Below are 23,478 nucleotides of genomic sequence, written 5' to 3' on the forward strand. Positions count from 1 at the left end.
AGTCATTATAACATGATTTTGTAGCATTGTGAAGTAGTTTTTTAATATCTCGTAATAATTATGTAATATTTGATAGAAATTTGACAATTTTTACCGCAAAGCCACGAAAAATTCCGGAATTTCCCCGTACTTATGTCAACCTTTTAACCGCCAGCCACTCCAGTATTTATTCTTCAAAACTCCATTGACCAGTTTTCCCCATCCAAAGGCATACTGATCCACACAGACCAGGATCCAGCCTTTCTCTCTGGTCGCCTCCCCCGGTTCCAGAAGCAATGTTTCTCCGCGCAGATACCTCCCGATCCGCTCATCCTCCGGTGACAGGGAGACACTTCCCGCATAATCAGAAGCCTTCAGCGTCATCGCCAGCTGCTGGGACGGCTCAAAACGGTTTTTCTTCAGATCTCCCATGTACAGTCCGTTTCTTAAGAAATGAATCCCGTTCAACTTCGCCGGCAGCTCCGGCACCAGATAGACTTTTTCACCTTTGATCTGTACCCGCTCCCAGTCCGGTTTCCACTGGCAGTCTTTGAAAAATTCTTCCATAACTGTTTTATTTTTCTTATCCATCCGTGTCGGCGCTTCCAGTTTGATCCTTGTCTCAGGCGCATCCTCTGACTTTTTCATCAGTGCCAGAAAATGTCCTTCCCCTTTCATCTTATGCGGCCAGATCCGCACACAGCGGCGCAGTTCCTCTCTTCCGTCCCCCCACGCGGGATTGCCCTCGGAAAATTCCTCGTATCCCTCGATTGGAAGCAGTTCCATCTCCGGGCACTCATTCAGGATCCAGGAAATACTTCCCTCATTTTCCACCGGCGCAAAGGTACAGGTGGAATACAGCAGTTTGCCACCCGGACGCAGCATCCGCACCCCATTTTTCAGGATATCTTTCTGCAGTTTCGCAAAATATTCCGGTCGTTCCTCATCCCAGGTTTTGATCACTGCGGGATCTTTGCGGAACATCCCTTCTCCGGAACACGGCGCATCGATCAGTACCTTATCAAAGAATCCTTCGAACCGATCCGCCAGGTTCTGCGGTACTTCGTTGGTCACAAAGGCATTGGATATGCCAAATACTTCCAGATTCTTTAACAGTGCTTTTGCCCGGGAATTGCTGATATCATTTGCCACCAGCACACCTTTTCCCTGAAGTGCTGCGCCGAGAGCGGTTGCTTTTCCTCCCGGTGCCGCACACAGATCCAGAACCCGTTCCCCCGGTTTTACCGGAAATTTCGCCGCCGGAGTCATCGCACTTGGTTCCTGCAGATAATAAAGACCGGCGCTGTAATACGGATGTCTCGCCGGCTGATTTTCTTCTTTATAAAAATATCCGGTCTTCGTCCAGGGAATCGGCTCCAGTGAAAATCCGGAGCCTTCCGCCAGTTCCTCTTCCGTGATCTTCATCGGATTGATCCGGAGTCCGTACTGTCTGGGATTGTCATAACTTTCGATATACGCTTCGTATTCATCCCCCAGCATCTCTTTCATTCTCTTTTCAAAGCTTTCCGGCAGTTCCACTCTCATCACACACCTGTCTCCTCTTTTTTCTTTCTCTTCTCTCCGTTCTCTCACGGATGTTTTTCTACGCTCCACTATAGCAACACTCTGTCATTTTGTAAACAACAAAAGAATGTGCTTTTTTCCATTCAAAAAGCGGTGGCCCCCCAGCCACCGCTTTTATTTACGCGAGCAACGAGCCAAAGTTCATGCTTGCATGAAACCTTGGCGACTGCCGCGATAACGAGTAAAATTCGCAAAGCGTATTTTATCTCGTTTTTGCGTCACCCCATATATATGACAACCCGGTTACGCATTATCTGCAACGACATCTTCTGCCATTACTTCCTCATATTTCTCCAAAATCAGGTTCTGGATCTTTTCTCTTGTGTTGGAATTGATCGGATGTGCAATATCGCGATACTCTCCATCGGAAGCCTTACGGCTCGGCATAGCGATAAACAGTCCTTTCTCTCCCTCGATCACCTTAATATCATGTACAACAAATTCATCATCAATTGTTATGGAAACAACTGCTTTCATCTTTCCTTCTTTTGTCACTTTGCGCACTCTTACGTCTGTAATCTCCATAGCACATGCCCCTTTCATATGTCGTTCTCTTTCTGAACAGATATAGCCGCTGATTTTTATTTTCCCGCGAACCACCAGACAGCTGCTCTTTTATTACAGCGCATAGCGCTCGTTCTTTTCCACGACAACTATTATTTCGTCTTCTCCGCAGTAGTAAGAATTTGCCCGGATGGTATCCCGGCTTTCTACGATGCAGTTCTCGATATGGGTATTATCACCCAGATATACGTCATTCAGAATAATCGAATTCTTGATGACACAGTTGTTTCCTACATATACTTTCTTAAACAGAACAGAATTCTCCACCTGTCCGTTGATGATACAGCCACTCGATACCAGGCTGTTCTTTACCTGACATCCCGGATTGTATTTTGCCGGTGGCAGATCGTCGATCTTGGAATAGATATCCGGATACTGATGGAAGAAATAATCTCTTACTTCCGGTTTCAGGAAATCCATGTTGGTCTTGTAATAAGCCTCAACGGTAGAGATATTGTTCCAGTAATCCTGGATCTTGTAGCCATAGATTCTCTTCAGATTCTTATAGCGGATCAGGATATCTTTTACAAAATCATGTCTTCCTTCCTGTGCGCAGCGCTCGATCATCTCGATCAGCTGGCGGCGGCGGATGACATAGATTCCTGTGGAAATGGTATGATAATCGGATACCATCGGTTTTTCTTCAAATTCTTCGATCCGGTAATCTTCGTTCATTCGAAGCACACCGAATCTGGTCACATCTTCGTTCGCATCCACATCTTTGCACACGATGGTCACATCGGCACGTTTTGCGATATGGTATTCCAGAACTTTGTTATAGTCCAGCTTGTACACACAGTCACCGGATGCGATTACCACATACGGTTCATGGCTTCTCTTCAGGAAATCCAGGTTCTGATAAATCGCATCTGCGGTTCCCTGATACCAGAAGCTGTTATCCGGAGTGATCGTCGGTGTAAATACAAACAATCCTCCCTGTTTTCTACCGAAATCCCACCATTTGGAGGAACTTAAATGTTCATTCAATGATCTTGCGTTGTACTGAGTCAGAACCGCAACTTTCGCAATATGAGAGTTCGCCATATTACTCAGTGCAAAGTCGATGCTTCGATAACTTCCCGCTACCGGCATCGCTGCGATGGCACGTCTGTTGGACAGTTCTCTCATCCTGTTGTTATTACCGCCTGCCAGAATAATTCCTAATGCTCTCATATTACTCACCGTCCTTCTTTACAATTGCGCCGCCGCTTACAAGCTCTCCGTCCGGATAATCCTCAGCAGTTGTCTCACCGCTGATGGCTGTGTTCTTTCCAATCTTCACACCTGACGGAATAACAGAATTTTCTGCGATTGTAACAAGGCCGAATCCATAGACAGCCGGTTTCAGTACGTTCGGAGCTTCCTCGCCGACACCTGTAACAACATTTTCTCCCACCTCAACACTCTCTGCGATGATGGACTTGTCAATCTGGCTTCCGGCTCCGATCCGGGAATGTTTCATGATGATCGAATCCCGCACCACGGCTCCTTTTTCAATTGTTACGTCCGCGCCGATGACGGAATTATGGACTTCACCATAAATCTCCGCGCCTTCGCCGATGATACTTCTTTCAATTACGGATTCCCCGGATATGTACTGCGGACGGATGATATCACCTTTGGTATAGATTTTCCAGAACTCCTCATACAGGTTAAATTCCGGAATGATATCGATCAGTTCCATGTTTGCTTCCCAATAAGATCCCAGTGTTCCTACATCTTTCCAGTATCCGTTAAATTCATAGGCAAACAGTCTCTTTCCGTTATCTCTGCAATAAGGCAGGATATGTTTACCGAAGTCACAGTTTGGCTGATCCTTCAGTGCCATCAGAGACTCTTTGAGTGTTTTCCACGAGAAAATATAAATTCCCATCGATGCCAGATTACTTCTCGGGTGTTCCGGTTTTTCTTCAAACTCGGTGATCCGTCCTGCTCCGTCGGTGATCATAACACCGAAACGGCTTGCCTCCTCGATCGGCACCGGCATACAGGCGATAGTTACATCTGCCTTATTTGCCTTATGGTAATCAAGCATCACTTCGTAATCCATCTTGTAGATATGGTCACCGGAGAGAATCAGAACGTATTCCGGATTGTAGGTCTCCATGTATGCCATATTCTGAAAAATTGCGTTTGCTGTTCCGGTATACCAGTCGCTGTTACCATTTTTTTCATAGGGGGGAAGCACGGTAACACCGCCCACATTCCGGTCCAGATCCCACGGAATACCGATCCCGATATGGGTGTTCAGACGCAGTGGCTGATACTGGGTCAGTACGCCCACGGTATCAATGCCCGAGTTAATACAGTTGCTCAACGGAAAATCGATAATACGATATTTTCCTCCAAATGCTACCGCCGGTTTGGCAACCTTCTCGGTAAGTACACCCAGTCGGCTTCCCTGACCTCCGGCCAACAGCATTGCAATCATTTCTTTCTTAATCATGCAATCACCTCTTGTCATATATAGTAAACAGATTATAACACACTTCTTATATTTAGTGAACATTTTTTACATATTTTTCTCAAATCTTTTCGTGTTTTTATGACATTTACACAATAATTTTGCCCTGTTTCGTCATTTTCTTCTATATCTAATGGTTTTTTGCCGCATTCTTAAAAAAATCTTTCCATTTTAGCCTTTTACGTCTATAATAAATGTAATACAAATCTTTGTAAGAAAAGGAGAACTCCTATATGTATACGATTGATTTTACAAAACCTGTTCACATACATTTTATTGGTATCGGCGGTATCAGCATGAGCGGTCTTGCCGAGATTCTTTTGAAAGAGGGATTCACCGTATCCGGTTCGGATTCCAAGGAAAGCACACTGACAGATCACCTGACTGAAAAAGGTGCGCAGATCTTCTATGGACAGCGCGCATCCAACATCATTGACGGCATTGATCTGGTGGTTTACACCGCTGCGATCCATCCGGACAACCCGGAATATGCCTGTGCAAAAGAAAAAAATATCCCGATGATGACCCGTGCCGATCTGCTCGGACAGATCATGAAAAATTATGAGATCCCGATCGCCGTATCCGGAACCCACGGAAAAACCACAACTACTTCCATGGCTTCCCATATTCTGTTAGAGGGCGGTTTTGATCCGACCATCTCTGTCGGCGGTATCCTGCCGGCGATCGGTGGTAACCTGCGCCTGGGACATTCCGGCACATTCATCACCGAAGCCTGCGAATACACCAACAGCTTTTTAAGCTTCTTCCCGAAGATCAGCATCATCCTGAACATGGACGCCGATCATCTGGATTTCTTTAAAGACATTGACGATATCCGTCATTCTTTCCGTCTGTTCGCAGAAAAACTCCCGGCTGACGGTACTCTGATCATCAACAGCGACACCCCTCATTATGAGGACATCATCAAAGATCTGCCGTGCGAAGTTATCACTTACGGACTCGAACACGAAGCAGATTATACAGCGACGGATATTACATACGATACGTTCGGACATCCGACCTTTACCTGTCTGCATCACGGAGAAACCGTAGGAACTTTCTCCCTGAAAGTACCGGGTATTCACAATGTGTCCAACGCACTTTCCGTAATCGCTCTGGGCGAAAAACTGGGCATGGACGATGCAACGATCCAGAAAGGTCTGGTCAACTTCACCGGAACCGACCGCCGTTTCCAGTTCAAAGGAAAAATCGGCGATATCACCGTGATCGATGACTACGCCCATCACCCAACAGAGATCAAAGCAACCCTGACCTCTGCGAAAAACTATCCGCACAAAAAAACCTGGTGTATCTTCCAGCCACACACCTACACCCGTACCAAAGCCCTGCTCCAGGACTTCGCCGAAGCCCTGACCCTGGCAGACCACGTGGTACTGGCAAAAATCTACGCCGCAAGAGAAACCGACACCCTCGGCATCTCCTCCGCCGACCTCCAAAAACAGATCCAGGTCCTGGGAACCCCCTGCGAATACTTCCCGACCTTCGACGAAATCGAGAATTTTCTTCTGGAAAACTGCCAGCCAGGCGACCTCCTGATCACCATGGGCGCCGGCGACGTCTACCAAATCGGCGAAAAACTCCTGGGAAAGTAAAATCCCAGAGGACATCTTTTTAAAACGCATTAAAAAAAGGGCAACTGAAAGTGTATCTCAACACTTTCGGTTGCCCTTTTTATACGTACAAACCACTTCCAGTCATTTTTCCGTTCTGCCTCCTGCAATTTCTCCTCTTAAAATTCTCCCACTCCCTACCACTCAACCACCCCTCCCCCTTTCGCCACCATTTTTTAAAACTTATCCACACTATCCACACATTTATCCCCACCCCCTCTGTGGATTCCCCTGTGCATAACTCCGTTTACATAATCCCCCACCCCTCCCACCAAATTTTCTCTATTTTTCAACCAATTCCCTCAATATCAGGTTACCAATAATCTTTATCTCAAGAATTTATCCCCAACTTATCCACATTATCCACACCCTTATCCACCCCACTTACCCACCAACAAATCCCCCTTAACCCCTTATTTTCAACTAATTTTCCACAAAAAACCATATTTGCTTTCTCAAAGAATCATGCTATAATAATCCCGTAACTAACACACATACCATTACTTTTCTATTACAGGTGAACTATGCAGTTATCTTTACATAATGGAAGCTCCAGCGGAGTCACCATTATTTCCAATATTTTCATAGACTATTATATCCCCCGCGCCAACGGGGAATTCGTAAAAATATACCTTTATCTGCTCCGCAGTCTGCAAAGCGGCGATACCGCACTGGACCTGACTGCTGTAGCGGATGTTTTTGACTGCACAGAATCCGATGTGCTCCGTACCCTCCGCTACTGGGAAAATCAGAAACTGGTGGTGCTCGCAGGTACGGACAGTCAGACTTCGATTGATTTTCTGCAGCCTATGCTGCCGGATGCGGTGCAGAACACACTGGCAGAACAGGCTGTTACCCAAATTGCGCCTGTAACATCGACAAATACCGTCAGAACCGGCACAACACCGACAGCTAAAGTATCTGTCAGTCAGACAGCAAATATCGCACAGACGGGCAATCAGACCCCTTCGGCACCGGAAAATCAAAAAAATCCCTGAGCGCCGATCGTCTGAAAGAACTCTGTGAGCAGGAAGATGTACGCCAGATCCTGTTTCTGGCAGAAAGTTATCTCGGAACCACGCTTTCCAGAACCGTGACCGATGAACTTCTGTACATCTACGAAGAACTACATTTTTCCGTGGATCTGTTTGACTATCTGATCGAGTATTGCGTCTCCAAGGGAAGTAAAGACATTCATTATATAAAGAAAGTCGCCTTCAGCTGGCATGAGGCAGGCATCAACACCGTGACCCGCGCCAAACAGGAGACTACGACTTATCACAGAAACTATTTTTCGATTTTAAAAGCATTTGGGATCAGCAACCGGAATCCGGTTCAGTCCGAGATCCACATGATCGATCACTGGATGAAAGACTATGGATTTACCATGGACATTCTCACAGAAGCCTGTTCCCGCACGGTAGCATCCACCGGAAAAGCGAATTTCCGGTATGCGGACAAGATCCTTTCCGGCTGGAAGGACAAAGGTGTCCGGCACCTGACCGATATTCAGGCTCTCGATACCCTGCACAGACAGCTGCAGAGCGACCGCCAGGAACAGAAACAGCGGCAGGAACAGAAAGGAACCCGTCCGGCAGGCTCCGGGAACAAATTCAACAATTTCCAGCAGCGAAATTACGATTATGACCAACTTGAAAATCAGCTTTTAAAAAAATAAAGGAGAACCATCGTGGCACTACAAAACAGTCAGTACGATGCTCTGATGCGCTATTATCAGAGATTACAGTTCCGTAACAAACACGAACAGGATGCCCATATCGCCGAAGCCCAGGCAAAGATTCCCCGGCTGGCAGAGATAGACCGGGAAATCGCCTCGATCAGTGTAAAAAAAGCCCGGATTTTACTGGGTGACAAAGATAATGAGGACTTTGACCTGAACACACAGATTCAGGCGCTCTCCAGAGAACGGGCAGATCTGTTAAAGACTCACGGTTACCCGGAGGATTATCTGAAGATGCATTATACCTGTCCGATCTGTCAGGACACCGGGTATGTGGACAACCAGAAGTGCATCTGCTTCAAACGGGCGATCAGTGAACATCTGTATACCCAGTCCAATATCCGGGAGTTATTAAAAACAGCCAGTTTTGACGCATTTTCACTGGACTATTATCCGGAAGATATGATCAACAAAGCCAGCGGTCAGACTGCCCGACAGTTCGCAGAGACCGCATTGGAGCGCGCAAAGGATTTTGTTCAGAACTTTGATCATTCCTTTGAAAATCTTTTTATTTACGGAGATACCGGCGTAGGAAAAACATTTCTCACGTACTGCATCGCAAAAGAACTTCTGGACTCGATGCACAGCGTGATCTACTACTCCGCTTTTGATCTGTTCGATGCATTTGCCAGAAATACATTTTCAAACTCTGAGACTACCGAGGGCGAAAATGATTACATTCTCAACTGCGATCTGCTGATCATCGATGACCTCGGCACGGAGCTTACCAACAGTTTCGTAGCTTCTCAGTTTTTCCTTTGCATCAACGAGCGGATCCTCAGAAAGAAATCCACGGTGATTTCCACCAACCTGACGTTGGGCAATTTCATGGACACTTACTCCGAGCGGGTATTTTCCAGAGTTTCCAGTAACTACACGATGATCAAACTCATCGGTAAAGATATAAGAATCCAAAAAAAAATATTAGGAGGGAACTAAAATGTCACACAACAAAAATCACGATTCACAACAGCTTCCTGTAGGACGACTGGGAATCATTTCTCCTTACAGCTGCGCCGAACTCGGTGCAAAGGTAGACAATTACCTGGTTACCTGGAGAAAGAAACGCCACAACGAAGGCGTTTTATATGAAGGCTATGACAGAGATACCTATCTGATTGCTTCCGATCTTCCGCGTTTCGGCTCCGGTGAGGCAAAAGGTGTCCTGAAAGAATCTGTACGTGGTGATGATATCTATATTCTGGTGGATGTCTGCAACTACAGTCTGACATATTCTCTGGCAGGACAGACCAATCACATGTCCCCGGATGACCATTATCAGAACTTAAAACGAATCATTGCAGCGATCGCCGGAAAAGCAAGACGAATCAACGTTATCATGCCGTTCCTTTATGAAAGCCGCCAGCACAGACGTACCGGAAGAGAATCTCTGGACTGCGCACTGGCACTGCAGGAACTGATCGAGATGGGTGTGGAAAATATCATCACCTTCGATGCGCATGATCCGCGTATTCAGAACGCGATCCCTCTGCATGGATTTGAGACGGTACAGTCCTCCTATCAGTTTATCAAGAACCTGTTAAAGAAAGAAAAAGACCTGAAACTGGACAAAGATCACCTGATGGTCATCAGCCCGGATGAAGGCGGCATGAGCCGTGCCATTTATCTGGCAAATAACCTTGGTGTAGATATGGGTATGTTCTACAAACGCCGTGACTACTCCACCATCGTAGACGGAAGAAACCCGATCGTCGCTCACGAATTCCTGGGGGCTGACGTTCGCGGCAAGGATATGATCATCGTGGACGATATGATCTCCTCCGGTGACAGTATGCTCGAGGTAGCCCAGCTTCTGAAAGACCGCGGAGCCAACAAAATCTTCATGTGCTCCACCTTCGGTCTGTTCACCAACGGACTGTCCAAATTCGACGAAGCCTACGAAAAAGGAACTTTCGACCGCATCCTGACCACCAACCTGATCTACCAGACCCCGGAACTGCTGACCAGACCATACTATATCAACTGTGATATGAGCAAATACATCGCCCTGATCATCGACACCCTGAATCACGACGACTCCATCAGCAAACTCCTGAACCCGGTAGAACGCATCCAGAAAGTTCTGACCAAATATAGAAATAACGAAACTATCTGATAAGTTTTTAAAACAAAAGGAAGATATTAACGAAAGTTCTTATTTCATAGACTCTTTCGTTAATATCTTCCTTTTTTCATAAATCTCTATTTTTCCATATTTCTCAGTAGAAGGATTTCACGCGCATACCCCTCCAGTTCATTCGGTGTCTCCAGATAAATCGGGATTCCTTTCAGTTTCGGGTGATTCACCATCCCTTCAAACGTCTCCAGTCCCAGCGATCCCTCACCAATCTTCTCATGCCTGTCCTTATGGCTCGCGAACGGATTCTTGCTGTCATTCATGTGAATCGCCTTCAGCCTCTCAAGCCCGATCACCTGATCGAACTCCTCCAGTACCTGATCCAGCTCTCCCGCCAGATCATACCCCGCATCATACACATGACACGTATCGAGGCAGACACCCATGTGGCTCTTCAACTCCACCCGATCCAGAATCTGTGCCAGTTCCTCAAAACTGCGTCCAACCTCTGTCCCTTTTCCTGCCATCGTCTCCAGAAGCACCGTCGTGTGCTGCTCTTCTTTCAGAATCCGGTTCAGCATCTCACTGATCATCCGGATCCCTTCCTGCGCTCCCTGCCCTACATGGCTTCCCGGATGAAAATTATAACAGTTCCCCGGAACATACTCCATCCGCTTCAGATCATCTTCCATCGTCATCCAGGCAAATTCCCTGGTCTTCGCATCCTTCGAACAGGGATTTAACGTATACGGCGCATGCGCCAGAATCTGGCAGATATCATGCTCTTTCGCAAACTCCAGAAACTTCCGCACATCCTCCGGATCAATCTCCTTCGCCCTGCTTCCTCTCGGATTTCTCGTAAAAAACTGAAACGTATTCGCTCCGATCTTCACCGCTTCTTTTCCCATATGCAAAAAGCCCTTCGATGAGGACAAATGACATCCTATTCTCAGCATTGCCGTCTCCTTTATCTGTATTTTATGTTTTCTCTCTTCCCGCGTGCCGCACGGTCTCCTCTTCCGTCAGTACCGTAAATGCCAGCTTCAGCCCGGAAAGTTCCATATCACAGTCTTCTTCCTCCAATGTCGGAGAAGCCATCTCCCGGATTTCCTCCTGAAGATTTTCTATCTGGATCTTCTTTTCCTCGAGTTCCACCGCCAGATGTGCTCCACGCTCCTGCAGCCGCAGGATCTGATGACTGGTCTCCCGCAGTTCTTTCTTTCTCTCTTTCAACCGCTCTTCCCAGTCTTTCTGAAGCTCTTCCCCGGCAGATTCTCTCTCTGACATTTCCGCTTCTTTGGGGGCTGCTGCCTGCATTACCGTACTTCTTCTTGTCCGAAGCCAGTCTGCCAGATATTTTCTTCCAGCCAGCGCTCCCACCAGGATCGCAAGTCCGACAATCGTGCAGACCACCCGGTTCCAGGAAAATGGATCGATCAGTGCCAGGATCGCCAGACAAACGCCTACCCAGGTAATAATTTCGGAAATTTTTGAAATTTTCGAAAAATCTGTAAGATTACTCTTCCTTTCACTGGACGCAGCTACATTCTGTACCCGTTTTTCTACCACAGTCGGCTCATTTTCCTGCTCCTGTCCACTCTGTGGTCGACGGCTCTCCTCCGCCTGTCGTTTTCCTTCTTCCCGCCGTTCCTGTTCCAGATGTTTCTCCTGTGCATTGCGGTTCAGCTCCAGACGTCGAATCTCCGAACGGTTGACCAGCATCTGCTGCTCCAGACCGGCACGTTCCCGCACCACGCGTTGCACGGTCTGTTCCAGTTCCGTGCTGCGATCCTGGCGCTGTTTTTCCAGGGTCTTCTTTCGTTCTTCCCAGTCATTCATTCTCTCTGCAATGACCTGATCGGGATCCATAGTTTCGGTGAGCAATGCCTGTAATCCATAATCCAGTGCTTTCTGCTCCACTTTTCCCTGTTTCTTTTCAAACCAGTGGATATATGCACCCACCGGCGTTCCCAGTTTTTCCCGTTTCAGACGGGTGAGATCGTAACAGGGACGTGTTTCGTCTGTGATTCTTACAACATTTCCATAAGCCTTCAGAGGCTCCAGCTGAAATTCCAGTTCCGGGTTCCGGTATCCCTGGATCCGAAGCCAGTAGATCTCTCCGCTTCCCTTCTGCTGAATCGCATCCTGTACTTTCTGTTCCAGACCGGTCTGTGTCGTGCCGGAATGGATCCGTAAGGACAGCGGAATATAAGAACGACACGCACTGGGAACCAGTGTAATCTGCGTGTGATATGCGCCCTGTGCATCCTCCGTAATCTCTCCGTAAACGACACCGTGTGTTCCGGCATCTTCCAGACGGATCGGTTCCGGGGAACCGGCATACGCCATCTGATTCTCCACCAGAACCCCCGGCAGATGGCGATACCCGAGTGCCACATAAGTAAAACCTGCTCCGTCCTCTTTTTTCATCGGGATATGCGTTTCATCGCCACCGTATGCCAGCAGGATATGGATCCCCGGCTGATCATCCGGCCGTATGGTACTGTAAACCGGTTCCGTAATCTGCGGCTGCTCATAACTGCATCCATACACTTTCGTGTGCAGTTTCTCCAGCTCGATCACTTCCGGCTTCCCGCTCAGAAATCCATGAACGTTCTTTGTCCACTTTGCCTTACGATATGCAGAATCTTCCCGCAAATAATCGTGACTTCCTGCCATCCATACCACTTCGGTATCCGGTATGGATGCAAACAGCTGACTGACTCTCTCTATCTGAGAAGGCAACGGCTGTCTGTGAAACAGATCTCCTGCAATCAGCAACAACTCTATTTTCTCTTCTCTGATCTGGTCGATCACCCGTACAAAGGTTTCCCAGATTTCATTTTCCCTGAATGCACTCCAGGGGCAGCCCGAATCCGGAACCGCCCCCAAATGTACATCAGCCATATGAATAAATCGCATAGCCTCTCCTATTACTGAATAATTACTTATAAATCACAATTATTTACTGTTCTTGGGAACGGGATGACGTCACGGATGTTACCCATTCCTGTCAGATACATCACACAACGCTCAAATCCAAGACCGAATCCGGCATGTCTTGTGCTGCCGTATTTTCTCAGATCCATGTAGAATCCATAGTCTTCTTTGTTCAGACCCAGCTCGTCCATACGCGCTGCCAGTTTGTCGTAGTCGTCCTCTCTCTGGCTTCCGCCGATGATCTCACCGATACCAGGTACCAGACAATCAACCGCTGCCACGGTCTTGCCGTCATCGTTCAGTTTCATATAGAACGCTTTGATATCCTTCGGATAGTCCGTAACAAATACCGGACGTTTGTACACCTGCTCAGTCAGATAACGCTCATGCTCGGTCTGCAGATCGCATCCCCAGGACACTTTGTATTCGAATTTGTCGTTGTTCTTCGTCAGAATATCGATGGCTTCTGTGTAAGTTACACGGGCAAATTCAGAATTTACCACGTTGTTCAGACGGTCTAACAGTCCTTTGTCGATGAAGGAGTTGAAGAAGTTCATCTCTTCCGGTGCGTTTTCCAGAACGTAATGGATGATGTATTTCAGCATGGATTCTGCCAGGATCATATCATCGTCCAGATCTGCAAAAGCGATCTCCGGCTCGATCATCCAGAACTCTGCTGCATGACGGGTCGTGTTGGAGTTCTCTGCACGGAAGGTCGGTCCGAATGTATAGATGTTACGGAATGCCTGTGCATAAGTCTCGCCGTTCAGCTGTCCGCTTACGGTCAGGTTGGTCGGTTTATTGAAGAAGTCTTTGGAAAAATCTACTTTTCCGTCTTCTGTCTTCGGAATGTTGTTCAGATCCATGGTGGTTACCTGGAACATCTCACCAGCACCTTCACAGTCGCTTCCTGTGATCAGTGGAGTGTGCACATAGACAAATCCTCTCTCTTGGAAGAATTTGTGGATCGCATAAGCGATCAGGGAACGTACACGGAACACGGCCTGGAAAGTGTTGGTTCTCGGACGCAGATGGGAAACTGTACGCAGGTATTCCATGCTGTGGCGTTTTTTCTGCAGCGGATAATCCGGTGCGGAAGCGCCCTCTACGCTGATCTCGGCTGCCTGGATCTCAAATGGCTGTTTTGCCTGTGGGGTTGCCACCAGAGTTCCCTTTACGATGATGGCTGCACCTACGTTCAGTTTGGAGATCTCTGCAAAGTTCTCCATGGAATCGTGGTATACCACCTGTAAAGTTTCAAAAAATGTTCCATCGTGCAGAACAATAAATCCAAATGTTTTGGAGTCACGTACGCTTCGTACCCATCCTCCTACGGTAATCTCTTTATCCAGGAATGCTTCCCGGTTTTTGTATATCTCTCTGACAGTTGTAAGCTGCATAACAAAAGTCCTCCCTCTCTGACATTTTTCAGGACCGCTTGCCCGTACCTGCAAACTGCCCATATTGCATTTATTGTATCATTTTTCATGAAGCTATTCAAGTTTCTTATTCGTACGTTTCCGCTATTCGCTTTTACTTGCCGCTCCCAGATTGTCCATATATCCGACAAATACATTCCCGGCACTTTCAAACAGGCTTGTGCTGTCCTGCATACCGAAGTAGCCCTGTTCCTGCGTTGCCGGATAGTACAGGATCGTATTCTTGCTGTTGTAACCTATGATGACCACATTTACCGTATCTGATACCTTGGCGATCACCGGATTGCCCTTGCTGACCTGATACAGTACGCTGTCCAGGGAACAGCCGGTAAGATTCATCACGGTATAATCATCTCCGAGAGACTGCTGCAGAGTATCCTCATCAATGGTTCCGCTCAGTACCACGGATGGCACTTCGTCCAGATTTGCCTGATAACTGTCCTGACGGTTTCCGCGCTCCCATACATACTGCTGCTGCCGGTTCAGTACCACGCCCATCTGCGCATCTGCCCGGTTGATCGCATCGCTGACTCTGCTCCAGGTGCTGTCCAGCATACCTTTTGCATAGACATAATAAATATTGGAATCCGGTCTTGTAAGTTCCATCGAAAGTACATTGTACGTTTCCTGATTTTCCAGATTTGATGCCAGATACAGCACATTTTTGCTGGTCACGCTCTTTTCAAAGTCCAGACCGATCTGTGTGGCTTTCCGCTCCGTCGTGATCAGACGCAGCGTTACCTGTTCTTCCCGGATCTGTAAGTTGTTCATGATATGATCACTGCTGATCGCCACATACGCGCCGTTTTCCCACTGTACCCGTTCCAGTTCCAGCAGACCTTCCTCCAGCTTCACATCACTGACCCATACTTTATCCTCATGATGTTCCTTGACCACTTCCCCGCCAAACTGTTCGATCCGGACGGTAGTCATGGCAAATATCGTATTGCCCGCGTTATCCGTCACAATATCGCTGTCGTTGGCGATTCCGTACACCAGATCCTCATTCATAAATCCAAGTGCCTTGATCTTCTGCCCGGACTGCGCCTGGATCGTATAAGTCTCTCCCTGTTCCAGACTCATCACCGTGATCTGTGTACCTGCATTTTCGTCTTCCTGATCCATCCAGGCGATACTTGCCTGTGATTTGGATACCACATACCGATCCTTGATCAGGTTTTCTTTCACAATCTGAAAATCTTTCTGTTTAATGTCGATCTGATACAGATCATCCTCCAGGATCACATACAGCATGTCATCTCTGGTCACATAAGAGAGAAGTTTCATATCTTCTTTCAGGTATTCATAAGAACTCTTCATCGGAATAAACAGTTCTTCTTCCACCTGGTTCAGTTCTGCTCCGTAATGGTAAACCGCGATTCCGACTTCACCCTCATGTACATCTCGGTTCATGTAACCGTATACAACAAAATCAATATCCCCGGATTCTTCCACGCGGACAATCTTGATCCCGTGTTCCTGCAAGTTCTCCCGCTCATCCAGATCACCGTCCCGGAAGCTGAAGATCTGTGTCGCTTTGTTGGCACTGCGGTTATAACTCCACAGTTCGCCCTCCTGAACAAACGCCACAATGTCCGAACTCTTATTGGACTGATACTGCACATCCTTGTCCGCAACACCCAGATTGATTCCCTTGCTGGTCAGTTCCGTATGCTTTCCGTCATACAACTCCTGTGTATTTCGTTCAAAGTCCAGCAGCATCACGCGCGACTGCGCATACCGCATCCGGTAAAAGTCTGTTACATTATAATAATCGGTCGTCTCGTCCTCCGGCGTATCTGACAGCACATACGTCAGATCAATACTGCAGGTGGTCTCATTCATATCCTTGATGACCGGCACTGCCTCTTTTTCCAGTTTCATATCCAGCGTCCCCCAGGTGATCCGGTCAAAACTGGAATGAATATTCAGATTTTCATAGGTGCTGTTCGTCTGTGTCTCATCCGGTTCCAGATAAGCTGCCAGCGTGGACGCATTCTCGGAATCCAGACAGGTCTGATAAAAATTATCCGCAAATTCCAGATAATCCGAAATATTGGTTCCTGCCCGCTGCAACAGACGGGTGTAATAATAATACGTTTCCCCGTTATCCAGTGTCACATCAAACCGAAGCGTGTATTCCTGATTCATCAAAATCGGTGTTTCCAGCTGAAAATCCGCCCGGATCTCCCCGTCTGTCTTTTTCAGTTTGCTGATCTTACTTGTCTCCACAACTTCCGTTCCGTCTGCCGTCGATACCCGGTAACTCACCGTCTTTACCGATGCGTTCTTCGGATCCATCACCATCGTCAGACTTCTGTCCGTCGGAAGCGGTGTCAGGCTGTCACGCATATACTGCTCTTCCATCTCATTTGCATATCCGTACATCGGATTTACCTTTGTATCAGATACTTCCATATACAGAATCGGAAGACTCACTTCCTCCATCTGTCTCGTTCCCACAATTTTTTCCCGGTTGATGAGCGCTGCTGTTCCTCCCAGCGCTGCCGCAAACAGCAGCAACAGTACTCCCGCTTTTAATAACCCCTTTTTCATGCTTCCCGACCTCCTTCTTTCAGAAGCCGTTCCAGCGTCGGATGCAGTCCGAACGCATCCAGACAGCTGCGCAGCTGTTCGTCGTTTTCCTTCTTTTTACCGGTATAAACCGCCCGGATCAGCAGATTCTTCGGCGTGTGTTCCATATCGATAAACTCCAGAATCTGTGTATCATAGCCCGCCTGCTCCAACATCTGCGCCCGCAGACCGTCCGTCATCAGCGCAGCGATTCGCTCTTTGAGCACTCCATAGGAAAATACCGGAGCCATCACTTCATTGTGGATCTGCCGGTTCAGTTCATGCTGACAACAAGGCACTGACAGGATCACGGAAGCCCCCCAGCCAACCGCTTTCGCCAGCGCATAATCCGTCGCTGTATCGCATGCATGAAGCGTCACCACCATATCCACCCGGTCAACGCCCTCATAAGAAGCAATGTCTCCCTGGCAGAAAGTCAGTTTTTTATAACCGTATTTCTTTGCCAGCGCACTGCATTTTTCAATCACATCTTCTTTCAGATCCAGTCCGACGATCCGTACATCGTACTGCTGCAGTTGATGCAGATAATAATACATTGCAAAGGTAAGATACGACTTGCCACATCCAAAATCCAGGATCGTCACTTCCCGGTCTTTCGAAAGCTTCGGTAAAATATCCTCGATAAATTCCAGAAAACGGTTGATCTGGCGGAATTTGTCATACCGGCTGTGTACAATTTTCCCCTCTCTGGTCATAACGCCCAGATCAATCAGAAATTCTACCGGTTTTCCCTCTTCCAGAATGTATCGTTTTTTCCGGTTATGGGACAACGCTTCCATACGAATCGGCTTGTCGCAAAGATTTCCCTCGATTTTTTTCTTTTTCTCCTTGATCGTGAGTTTTCCCTTCTTGCTCGAGAGGACATTCACACTTCCCAGTTCACTCTCCAGCTGCAACTGCCGGAAATCCGTGGTGATCCAGCCCTCTATGGCTTCCAGCAAACGCTCTTTTTCGTAATTTTCATGAATTTCCTTCGTACCTACAGTACTTGTACACTGAAAATACAGTTTGTCCTTCATAACTACGGGGCGAATCCGTATCTTGGACGCCCCTTCCTTTGTTCTCGCTCCGCTTATAATAATCTGGTGCAGATAGAGATCCAGATATATGCTCAATATTTTCTTCAGTTCTGTCATCTATATTCTCCTGCGGTCTTGCCGCTGATTCTTAATTATAATCTCCAAAAAACAGTTCCGGGTGTTCCCTTCTCTGTTTACTTTCTTATTCTAAAGGTTTTCCCTGTAAACCTCAACACCCAAATTTTATTTTTGTATTAAAGTTCTGTTAATAAAATCGTTTTCGTCTTCTGTGGCGGCTCCGTCTGCGGAACATCTCGTTAAATAAGATCACTCCAATCAGATCCCGAAGCCCCTCTTCCTCTCTTCTGTTTCCGCACGCACCCGGTCCGCCCTGATACGTTTCTTCTATTATAATAGCAGGGGTATTTCCTTCTTCCTCTTTCAGCACTTCCTGTTCAATCTTTCTGCAGATGTGTTCCATCATAAATTTGTCCGGATACTCGTCAAACATCATGCTGCCATCATACTCCATCCGGTCGCACTCCCGATCCACCTTCTCCTGGATCTTCGCTGCCCGGCGGGAATAAAAAGACCGCATCACCTGCAGATCTTTTTCCTGTGCCTGCTCCTGATCCAACGGCAACAAAAAGGGATACGCCATGTAAAAAGGAATGGGCTGCTCATACTGCATGCCATCCACCTCTTTCCTTTTTTATAATATATGCAGCGCCAAATTTTTATGCTATAGTAACCTCAAAAGCGGAATTCCGCTGATCATCACCAATCGGGTTCCGCATTATGTAAACTTATGGAGGTATTTTATGAAAATCAGACAGCAGCACGCCATCGCCCTTGCCATCGACGAACAGGAACGTCTTCTTCCCGCCATCCATAACGGCGAGGAAGTTCTTCAGCATACGGAACTATTATTAAAAGGACTCCGTCTCCTGGATGTCCCGATCCTGATCACCCAGCAGTACACCAAAGGACTGGGGATGTCCGCACCCTCTCTTTTTACAGCAGCCGGAACCGATTCCTGGCTCGAAAAGCGAACTTTCAGCTGCCTTGGCGATGAGATTATCCGCAAAACACTTCAGGACGCACACAAAAAACAGGTGATCATCTGTGGCGTGGAGGCTCATATCTGCGTGGAGCAGACTGTTTTGGATCTTCTGCACCTTGGATACGAAGTTTTTCTGCTCGCAGACTGTGTTTCTTCCAGAAAACCCTCCGATCAGGAGACCGCCATCCGCCGGATGGAACAGGCGGGCGCGGTTGTCACCAGTTATGAGGCGATTCTCTTTGAACTGATGGAGACTTCGATGCATCCGAAATTTAAGGAGATTTCTGCACTGATCAAATAAAGTGCCTGCGCCCTTAAAATAGATCTTCTGTGGCGGAACGCAAAACCGGGACAGCACCATTGTCTGGCTGCTGTCCCAGTTTTTCTTTCATTTCCTTTCGTCAAATCACATGCTTTCCTGTTCTTTCGTCATCTGCATATACGGCAACGGCTGATATCCCGCCTTTTTGTAGACTGCCACTGCCCGCTCGTTATCTTCTTCCACTTCCAGGCGGAACCGCACCGCCTGATCCTTGTATTTCTCATCAAGAAAACGGAAAAATGCTGTGCCGATTCCCAGCCCTCTCGCTTCTTCTTTCATATAAAGGTCTTCCACCCAGACGCACATACCGCCGTATTCGGTAGAATAACTCTTTGCCACCATGCTGTAACCCAGGATTTTCCCGTCTTCCTCAAAAATATAGCCTTCGATATACGGACACTCTCCCACACAGTCTTTTACATCCTGTCTCAGGATCTCATCCGGTGCTACATGGATCACTGCGGGCGAATCATAAAACACCCGCATCATCCCAACAACTTCTTCCATATCTTCCAACTGCATTGCACGAATCTTCATTTTTCTCTCCTTATCGCCTCTGACGTACCTTTCGTACTCCTTAACCTACATAAATCTTAACCTCTTCCAGACCTGCCGCCTGTGTCAGATACTGCACCACATCCGCGGCGATACACACCACATCCTCCTCATGGACAAAATCCGTGATGTTCGCATCAAACAGCATATTTCCCTGTGCCTCAAACTCCTCATCTTTATCCCAGAACAGCACAGCAACATCAAAATACGGATATACCGGGATCCGATACCCTGCATCTCCCTGCGGCAGTCTCGTACCGCCCAGTTTCTCACACGCCTCCTGCAATTCCTTCACATGCCCGGAAAACGTTCTGGTAAATGGTTCCAGAATCTGTTTCTGATAGGCACGTTCAAACGGATATACCCGTTTCACCTGACGGAACGGAACCAGCTCTCCTGCCGCCACCGGATGCTCTTTTGCATAGTAAAACATATTGTATGCCGTCATAGCCGTGTTAAATCCCGGCAGTTCCCCTCTGTCCGCAAACAGAATCTCTCCCGATCTGCGTGAAATCTTCAACGGCTGTCCCAGATACCGGAGATACAGCCAGTCCGCATCATGTTCTAGCTGAAACCGCTCGATCAGATCTTCCTGATCCATGGCAAGGAAGCGGTTTCTCCAGTCTTCCGTCACTTTCTCATAATTCGATTCATATTCTTTCGTCATTTTATCGCACCCTTTATACAGAAAATGCAGGCAAACTCGCTACCCGCATCTTTCCTGTTTCTAAACTTAGCTTCTATTTTATCTGACACTGCCTTATCTTTCGAATTTTTCACGACACCCGACAATGCTATCTCTTAATACAAGTATCTTGCATACGCTTCCAGATCAATATTGTTCTTATCAATCCACTGGAATCCGGAATCAATGTTTTTATCACTCTCCAGTTCCAGAGCTGCTCTTGCACCTGCTACGATGGTTGCATAACCCATACCATACGGATTCTGGCATACACTTCCGACTTCTTTACCATCCTCAATCGCTTTTTTCTGCGTATCGCCCATATCCACACCGATCATCTTAATGGAACGGTCGGAATAGTTGTCCAGAACGGAAAGCACTGCCTCGCTGGTTGCCTGATTTGTCGCATAATATCCTTTCAGATCCGGATATTTTTCCAGCACTGCTTCAATCGATTCTTCCGCTGTCGGATCATCATCTTTGGTCAACTGATAGTCTACACTTACCACACGGACATTCGGATGATTCTTTGTGATTTCTTCCTGAAAACCATCTACACGGTCTTTGCTGCTCTGAGAAAGCTGGATATGGGACATCACTGCCACCTCACCCTCATCTCCGATCGCTTCACACAGCTGTTTTGCCGCCTCTGCACCTGCTGCCTTATTATCCGTTCCGCAATATGCATACACCAGATCGTCATCGCTCTCCACACCGGAATCCAGTATCACAACCGGAATTCCATCTTCCTGTGCCGCCTCGAGCTGTGCCTGGCAGGAACTCATATCAACTGCTGACAGACATACCACCGCCGGATTCTCCGTCAGTACCATATCCAGGATATTGACCTGATCATCGACATCGCCTTCATCTTTCGGTCCCTCAATCGTACAGGTGATCGCATCGTCACCCTTGTATCCCAGATATTCATTCAGATCCAAAACAGCCTGTTCCATTCCTTTTTTCGCTGCTTTCCAGTAATCAGAGTCTGTGTTCTTGATCACCGCGGAGATTCTGCTGCCTTTTTCCATACGCAGACCGTCCACCGATGTATAATCAATATTCAGGCTGCTCTCTTCCGGAATCTCTGCTTTTTCTTCATCTGCATCTTCCTCGGAATCCTGCTTATCCTGTTCTTCCTGATTCTCTTCGTTCAGTTCGTCCTCATCCTCTGCCGGTTCTTTTTCCGCCGGTTCGTTGCTTTCGTTCTCTGCTTTATGAGTCTGATTTTCCGTCACCCGGTCTGTTACTACTGTTGTATTTCCACACCCGCCAAACACCAGCATCGCTGCCATTACGGGTACTAATATTCTTCCTATCTTTCTTCTCATCTTACATTCCCCTTACGCAATATACTTCCGGCAAATATTTTTCTTTGCCGGATACGTGTAGTTTCCGTATCGTCTCTATTATACATGACCGTCCAAAATAGTCCATAGGCGTTCTTTAAGTTTTCTTGATTTTTCTGTGTCCAATTTCTTAATCATTCGTACATTATCCCGTTTCTTCGCGGAATCCTGTCCATCGGACAGTTCCAATCACTTACAGGAAATCCCGGAAGCATACCCCCTCCGGCTGCACTTCAAATTTCATTTTCTTTCCGGTCTTTGGATGTGCAAATTCCAGTCTCCAGGCACACAGTCCGATCGCTGTCCCCTGTTCCTCTTCCAGCAGTTCTTCTTTTTTCTTATACTTTCCGTCTGCCCACAGTGGCATACCGTGATGCGCCATCTGCACGCGGATCTGATGATGTCGCCCGGTTCCAAGCTGAATCTTCGCCAGTCCCCGGTCTCTCTTCCAGTCCAGGATCTCATAAGACAACACCGCTTTTTTCGCCAGCCTGTCCTGCTTTCCTGTCACCCGCGAGGTATTCGTTTTGCCGTCTTTTACAAGATAATCCTCCCAGATCCCCCGCGCTTCTTTTGCCGGTGTCCCTGTAAAGACAGCCAGATATTCTTTTTTCATCGCACCATTCTGATGCTGTTTATTCAAAGCCGCCGTAGCCTGCGGCGTCTTTCCGAAAACCAGAATCCCTTCCACCGGCTGATCGAGCCGTTGTACGATTCCGATATACTTTCCCTTTCGATAATTCTTCAGCTCACTCTCCAGATCCATCTGCCCGATCCGTGCACTCTGCACCGCCATACCGCTGTGCTTCCTGCACACAAGGATCTGTTCGTCTTCATATATAATATCATTTGCCGACCATCGTACCATCTCTCTGCTCCATTCCTTTTTCTCTGTTCTCGAAAATCATTGTTCTCCCGGTGCATCGTCTATATTCAGACAGTGTTTTTTCTTTGCACCGACCATCCATGAACTTTTATTATAAACGTAATTTTCCCTTTCTACAATGTCCAAAATCTGTTCCACAACTTTTTCTTTCTTCGTTTACGCAAAACCGGAGCAATTGTTAATATACAACACAACACGAACAGCCGCTACATCTCATCTCAATCGATATAACGGCTGTTCTAATGATCTTCTTTATTCAATTGTCTAAACCTCTTTTTCTCTTTCTTTTATTTTTCTATTTTTATTTTGTAAGGTTGTTTTTCTTTACTCTTTTAGGATATTTTATATACTTTTTTATGTAGGAATGTTTTTTCAGAGTTCCTATTCAATTTTATCTATATAAATTGATTTTCTCTTTCTTCCCTGCTCGTAAGTTTTTTCGTTTACTTACTTAGAAATGTTATATCTATATAAAGAATAATAGCCAGCTTCAAATTTATAATTGACGTTTATAAATTTTTCAAAATATGGATATTCACTTTCCTATGCTATACAGAACGTTTTTCATTATATCTCTTTTAAGAT

Annotated in this window: 20 protein-coding genes; 6 read left to right on the forward strand and 14 right to left on the reverse strand. The window is 47.0% G+C overall.

Annotation, left to right across the window (positions count from 1 at the left end):
* Positions 1-135: 135 nt before the first annotated feature.
* The 4 genes from ETP43_RS14930 to ETP43_RS14945 form a co-directional block, all read right to left on the reverse strand.
* On the reverse strand, positions 136-1,524 hold the full coding sequence (locus ETP43_RS14930; RefSeq protein WP_129259637.1) for an RsmF rRNA methyltransferase first C-terminal domain-containing protein: 1,389 nt from the start codon (positions 1,522-1,524) through the stop codon (positions 136-138).
* Between the two features lie 282 nt (positions 1,525-1,806).
* Complete coding sequence (gene spoVG, locus ETP43_RS14935) at positions 1,807-2,088, reverse strand: septation regulator SpoVG (protein ID WP_129258996.1); 282 nt, start codon at positions 2,086-2,088, stop codon at positions 1,807-1,809.
* A 93-nt stretch (positions 2,089-2,181) separates the two neighbouring features.
* The gene (glgD, locus tag ETP43_RS14940; RefSeq protein ID WP_022398841.1) at positions 2,182-3,300 is read right to left on the reverse strand and encodes a glucose-1-phosphate adenylyltransferase subunit GlgD; all 1,119 of its coding nucleotides are present in this window, start codon (positions 3,298-3,300) and stop codon (positions 2,182-2,184) included.
* 1 nt (position 3,301) lies between these two features.
* Positions 3,302-4,573, reverse strand: a complete 1,272-nt coding sequence (locus tag ETP43_RS14945; RefSeq protein WP_022398840.1) for a glucose-1-phosphate adenylyltransferase — start codon at positions 4,571-4,573, stop codon at positions 3,302-3,304.
* A 251-nt stretch (positions 4,574-4,824) separates the two neighbouring features.
* Between ETP43_RS14945 and murC the strand changes: the two genes are divergently transcribed.
* From murC to ETP43_RS14970, 5 genes are all read left to right on the forward strand, one after another.
* On the forward strand, positions 4,825-6,204 hold the full coding sequence (murC, locus tag ETP43_RS14950) for a UDP-N-acetylmuramate--L-alanine ligase (RefSeq protein ID WP_129258999.1): 1,380 nt from the start codon (positions 4,825-4,827) through the stop codon (positions 6,202-6,204).
* Between the two features lie 542 nt (positions 6,205-6,746).
* Positions 6,747-7,220 (forward strand): hypothetical protein, encoded by a 474-nt coding sequence (locus ETP43_RS14955; RefSeq protein WP_129259001.1) that lies wholly within the window; start codon positions 6,747-6,749, stop codon positions 7,218-7,220.
* Positions 7,221-7,315: 95 nt separating this feature from the next.
* A complete protein-coding gene (locus ETP43_RS14960; RefSeq protein ID WP_129259003.1) occupies positions 7,316-7,900 on the forward strand; it encodes a DnaD domain protein in 585 nt (194 codons plus the stop codon).
* Positions 7,901-7,912: 12 nt separating this feature from the next.
* Complete coding sequence (locus ETP43_RS14965; protein WP_022398837.1) at positions 7,913-8,902, forward strand: ATP-binding protein; 990 nt, start codon at positions 7,913-7,915, stop codon at positions 8,900-8,902.
* Position 8,903: 1 nt separating this feature from the next.
* A complete protein-coding gene (locus ETP43_RS14970; RefSeq protein WP_022398836.1) occupies positions 8,904-10,079 on the forward strand; it encodes a ribose-phosphate pyrophosphokinase in 1,176 nt (391 codons plus the stop codon).
* Between the two features lie 86 nt (positions 10,080-10,165).
* Here the strand turns inward: ETP43_RS14970 and ETP43_RS14975 are convergent, their stop codons facing one another.
* The 6 genes from ETP43_RS14975 to ETP43_RS15000 form a co-directional block, all read right to left on the reverse strand.
* Positions 10,166-10,996, reverse strand: coding sequence for a deoxyribonuclease IV (locus tag ETP43_RS14975; RefSeq protein ID WP_129259005.1), 831 nt, complete (start codon positions 10,994-10,996; stop codon positions 10,166-10,168).
* 22 nt (positions 10,997-11,018) lie between these two features.
* Positions 11,019-12,962 (reverse strand): DNA repair exonuclease, encoded by a 1,944-nt coding sequence (locus ETP43_RS14980; protein WP_129259007.1) that lies wholly within the window; start codon positions 12,960-12,962, stop codon positions 11,019-11,021.
* Positions 12,963-12,988: 26 nt separating this feature from the next.
* On the reverse strand, positions 12,989-14,380 hold the full coding sequence (asnS, locus tag ETP43_RS14985) for an asparagine--tRNA ligase (RefSeq protein ID WP_129259009.1): 1,392 nt from the start codon (positions 14,378-14,380) through the stop codon (positions 12,989-12,991).
* Positions 14,381-14,503: 123 nt separating this feature from the next.
* Complete coding sequence (locus ETP43_RS14990; RefSeq protein ID WP_129259011.1) at positions 14,504-16,975, reverse strand: cysteine peptidase family C39 domain-containing protein; 2,472 nt, start codon at positions 16,973-16,975, stop codon at positions 14,504-14,506.
* The gene (locus tag ETP43_RS14995) at positions 16,972-18,150 is read right to left on the reverse strand and encodes a class I SAM-dependent methyltransferase (RefSeq protein WP_022398831.1); all 1,179 of its coding nucleotides are present in this window, start codon (positions 18,148-18,150) and stop codon (positions 16,972-16,974) included. The genes ETP43_RS14990 and ETP43_RS14995 overlap by 4 nt, the downstream gene beginning before the upstream one ends.
* 148 nt (positions 18,151-18,298) lie before the next feature.
* A complete protein-coding gene (locus ETP43_RS15000) occupies positions 18,299-18,724 on the reverse strand; it encodes a hypothetical protein (RefSeq protein WP_129259013.1) in 426 nt (141 codons plus the stop codon).
* Positions 18,725-18,854: 130 nt separating this feature from the next.
* Between ETP43_RS15000 and ETP43_RS15005 the strand changes: the two genes are divergently transcribed.
* On the forward strand, positions 18,855-19,397 hold the full coding sequence (locus ETP43_RS15005) for an isochorismatase family protein (RefSeq protein ID WP_164979741.1): 543 nt from the start codon (positions 18,855-18,857) through the stop codon (positions 19,395-19,397).
* Positions 19,398-19,502: 105 nt separating this feature from the next.
* On the opposite strand, the gene ETP43_RS15010 is transcribed toward ETP43_RS15005, so the two are convergent.
* From ETP43_RS15010 to ETP43_RS15025, 4 genes are all read right to left on the reverse strand, one after another.
* Positions 19,503-19,955, reverse strand: coding sequence for a GNAT family N-acetyltransferase (locus tag ETP43_RS15010; RefSeq protein WP_243114310.1), 453 nt, complete (start codon positions 19,953-19,955; stop codon positions 19,503-19,505).
* A 40-nt stretch (positions 19,956-19,995) separates the two neighbouring features.
* Entirely contained in the window at positions 19,996-20,640 is a 645-nt protein-coding gene (locus ETP43_RS15015) for a DUF3786 domain-containing protein (protein ID WP_129259017.1), read from the reverse strand.
* A gap of 134 nt (positions 20,641-20,774) precedes the next feature.
* Complete coding sequence (locus ETP43_RS15020) at positions 20,775-21,989, reverse strand: ABC transporter substrate-binding protein (protein ID WP_129259019.1); 1,215 nt, start codon at positions 21,987-21,989, stop codon at positions 20,775-20,777.
* A gap of 211 nt (positions 21,990-22,200) precedes the next feature.
* Complete coding sequence (locus tag ETP43_RS15025) at positions 22,201-22,875, reverse strand: RluA family pseudouridine synthase (protein ID WP_129259021.1); 675 nt, start codon at positions 22,873-22,875, stop codon at positions 22,201-22,203.
* Positions 22,876-23,478 lie beyond the last annotated feature (603 nt).

The organism is Blautia faecicola, assembly GCF_004123145.1.
Taxonomy (GTDB): Bacteria; Bacillota; Clostridia; order Lachnospirales; family Lachnospiraceae; genus Oliverpabstia; species Oliverpabstia faecicola.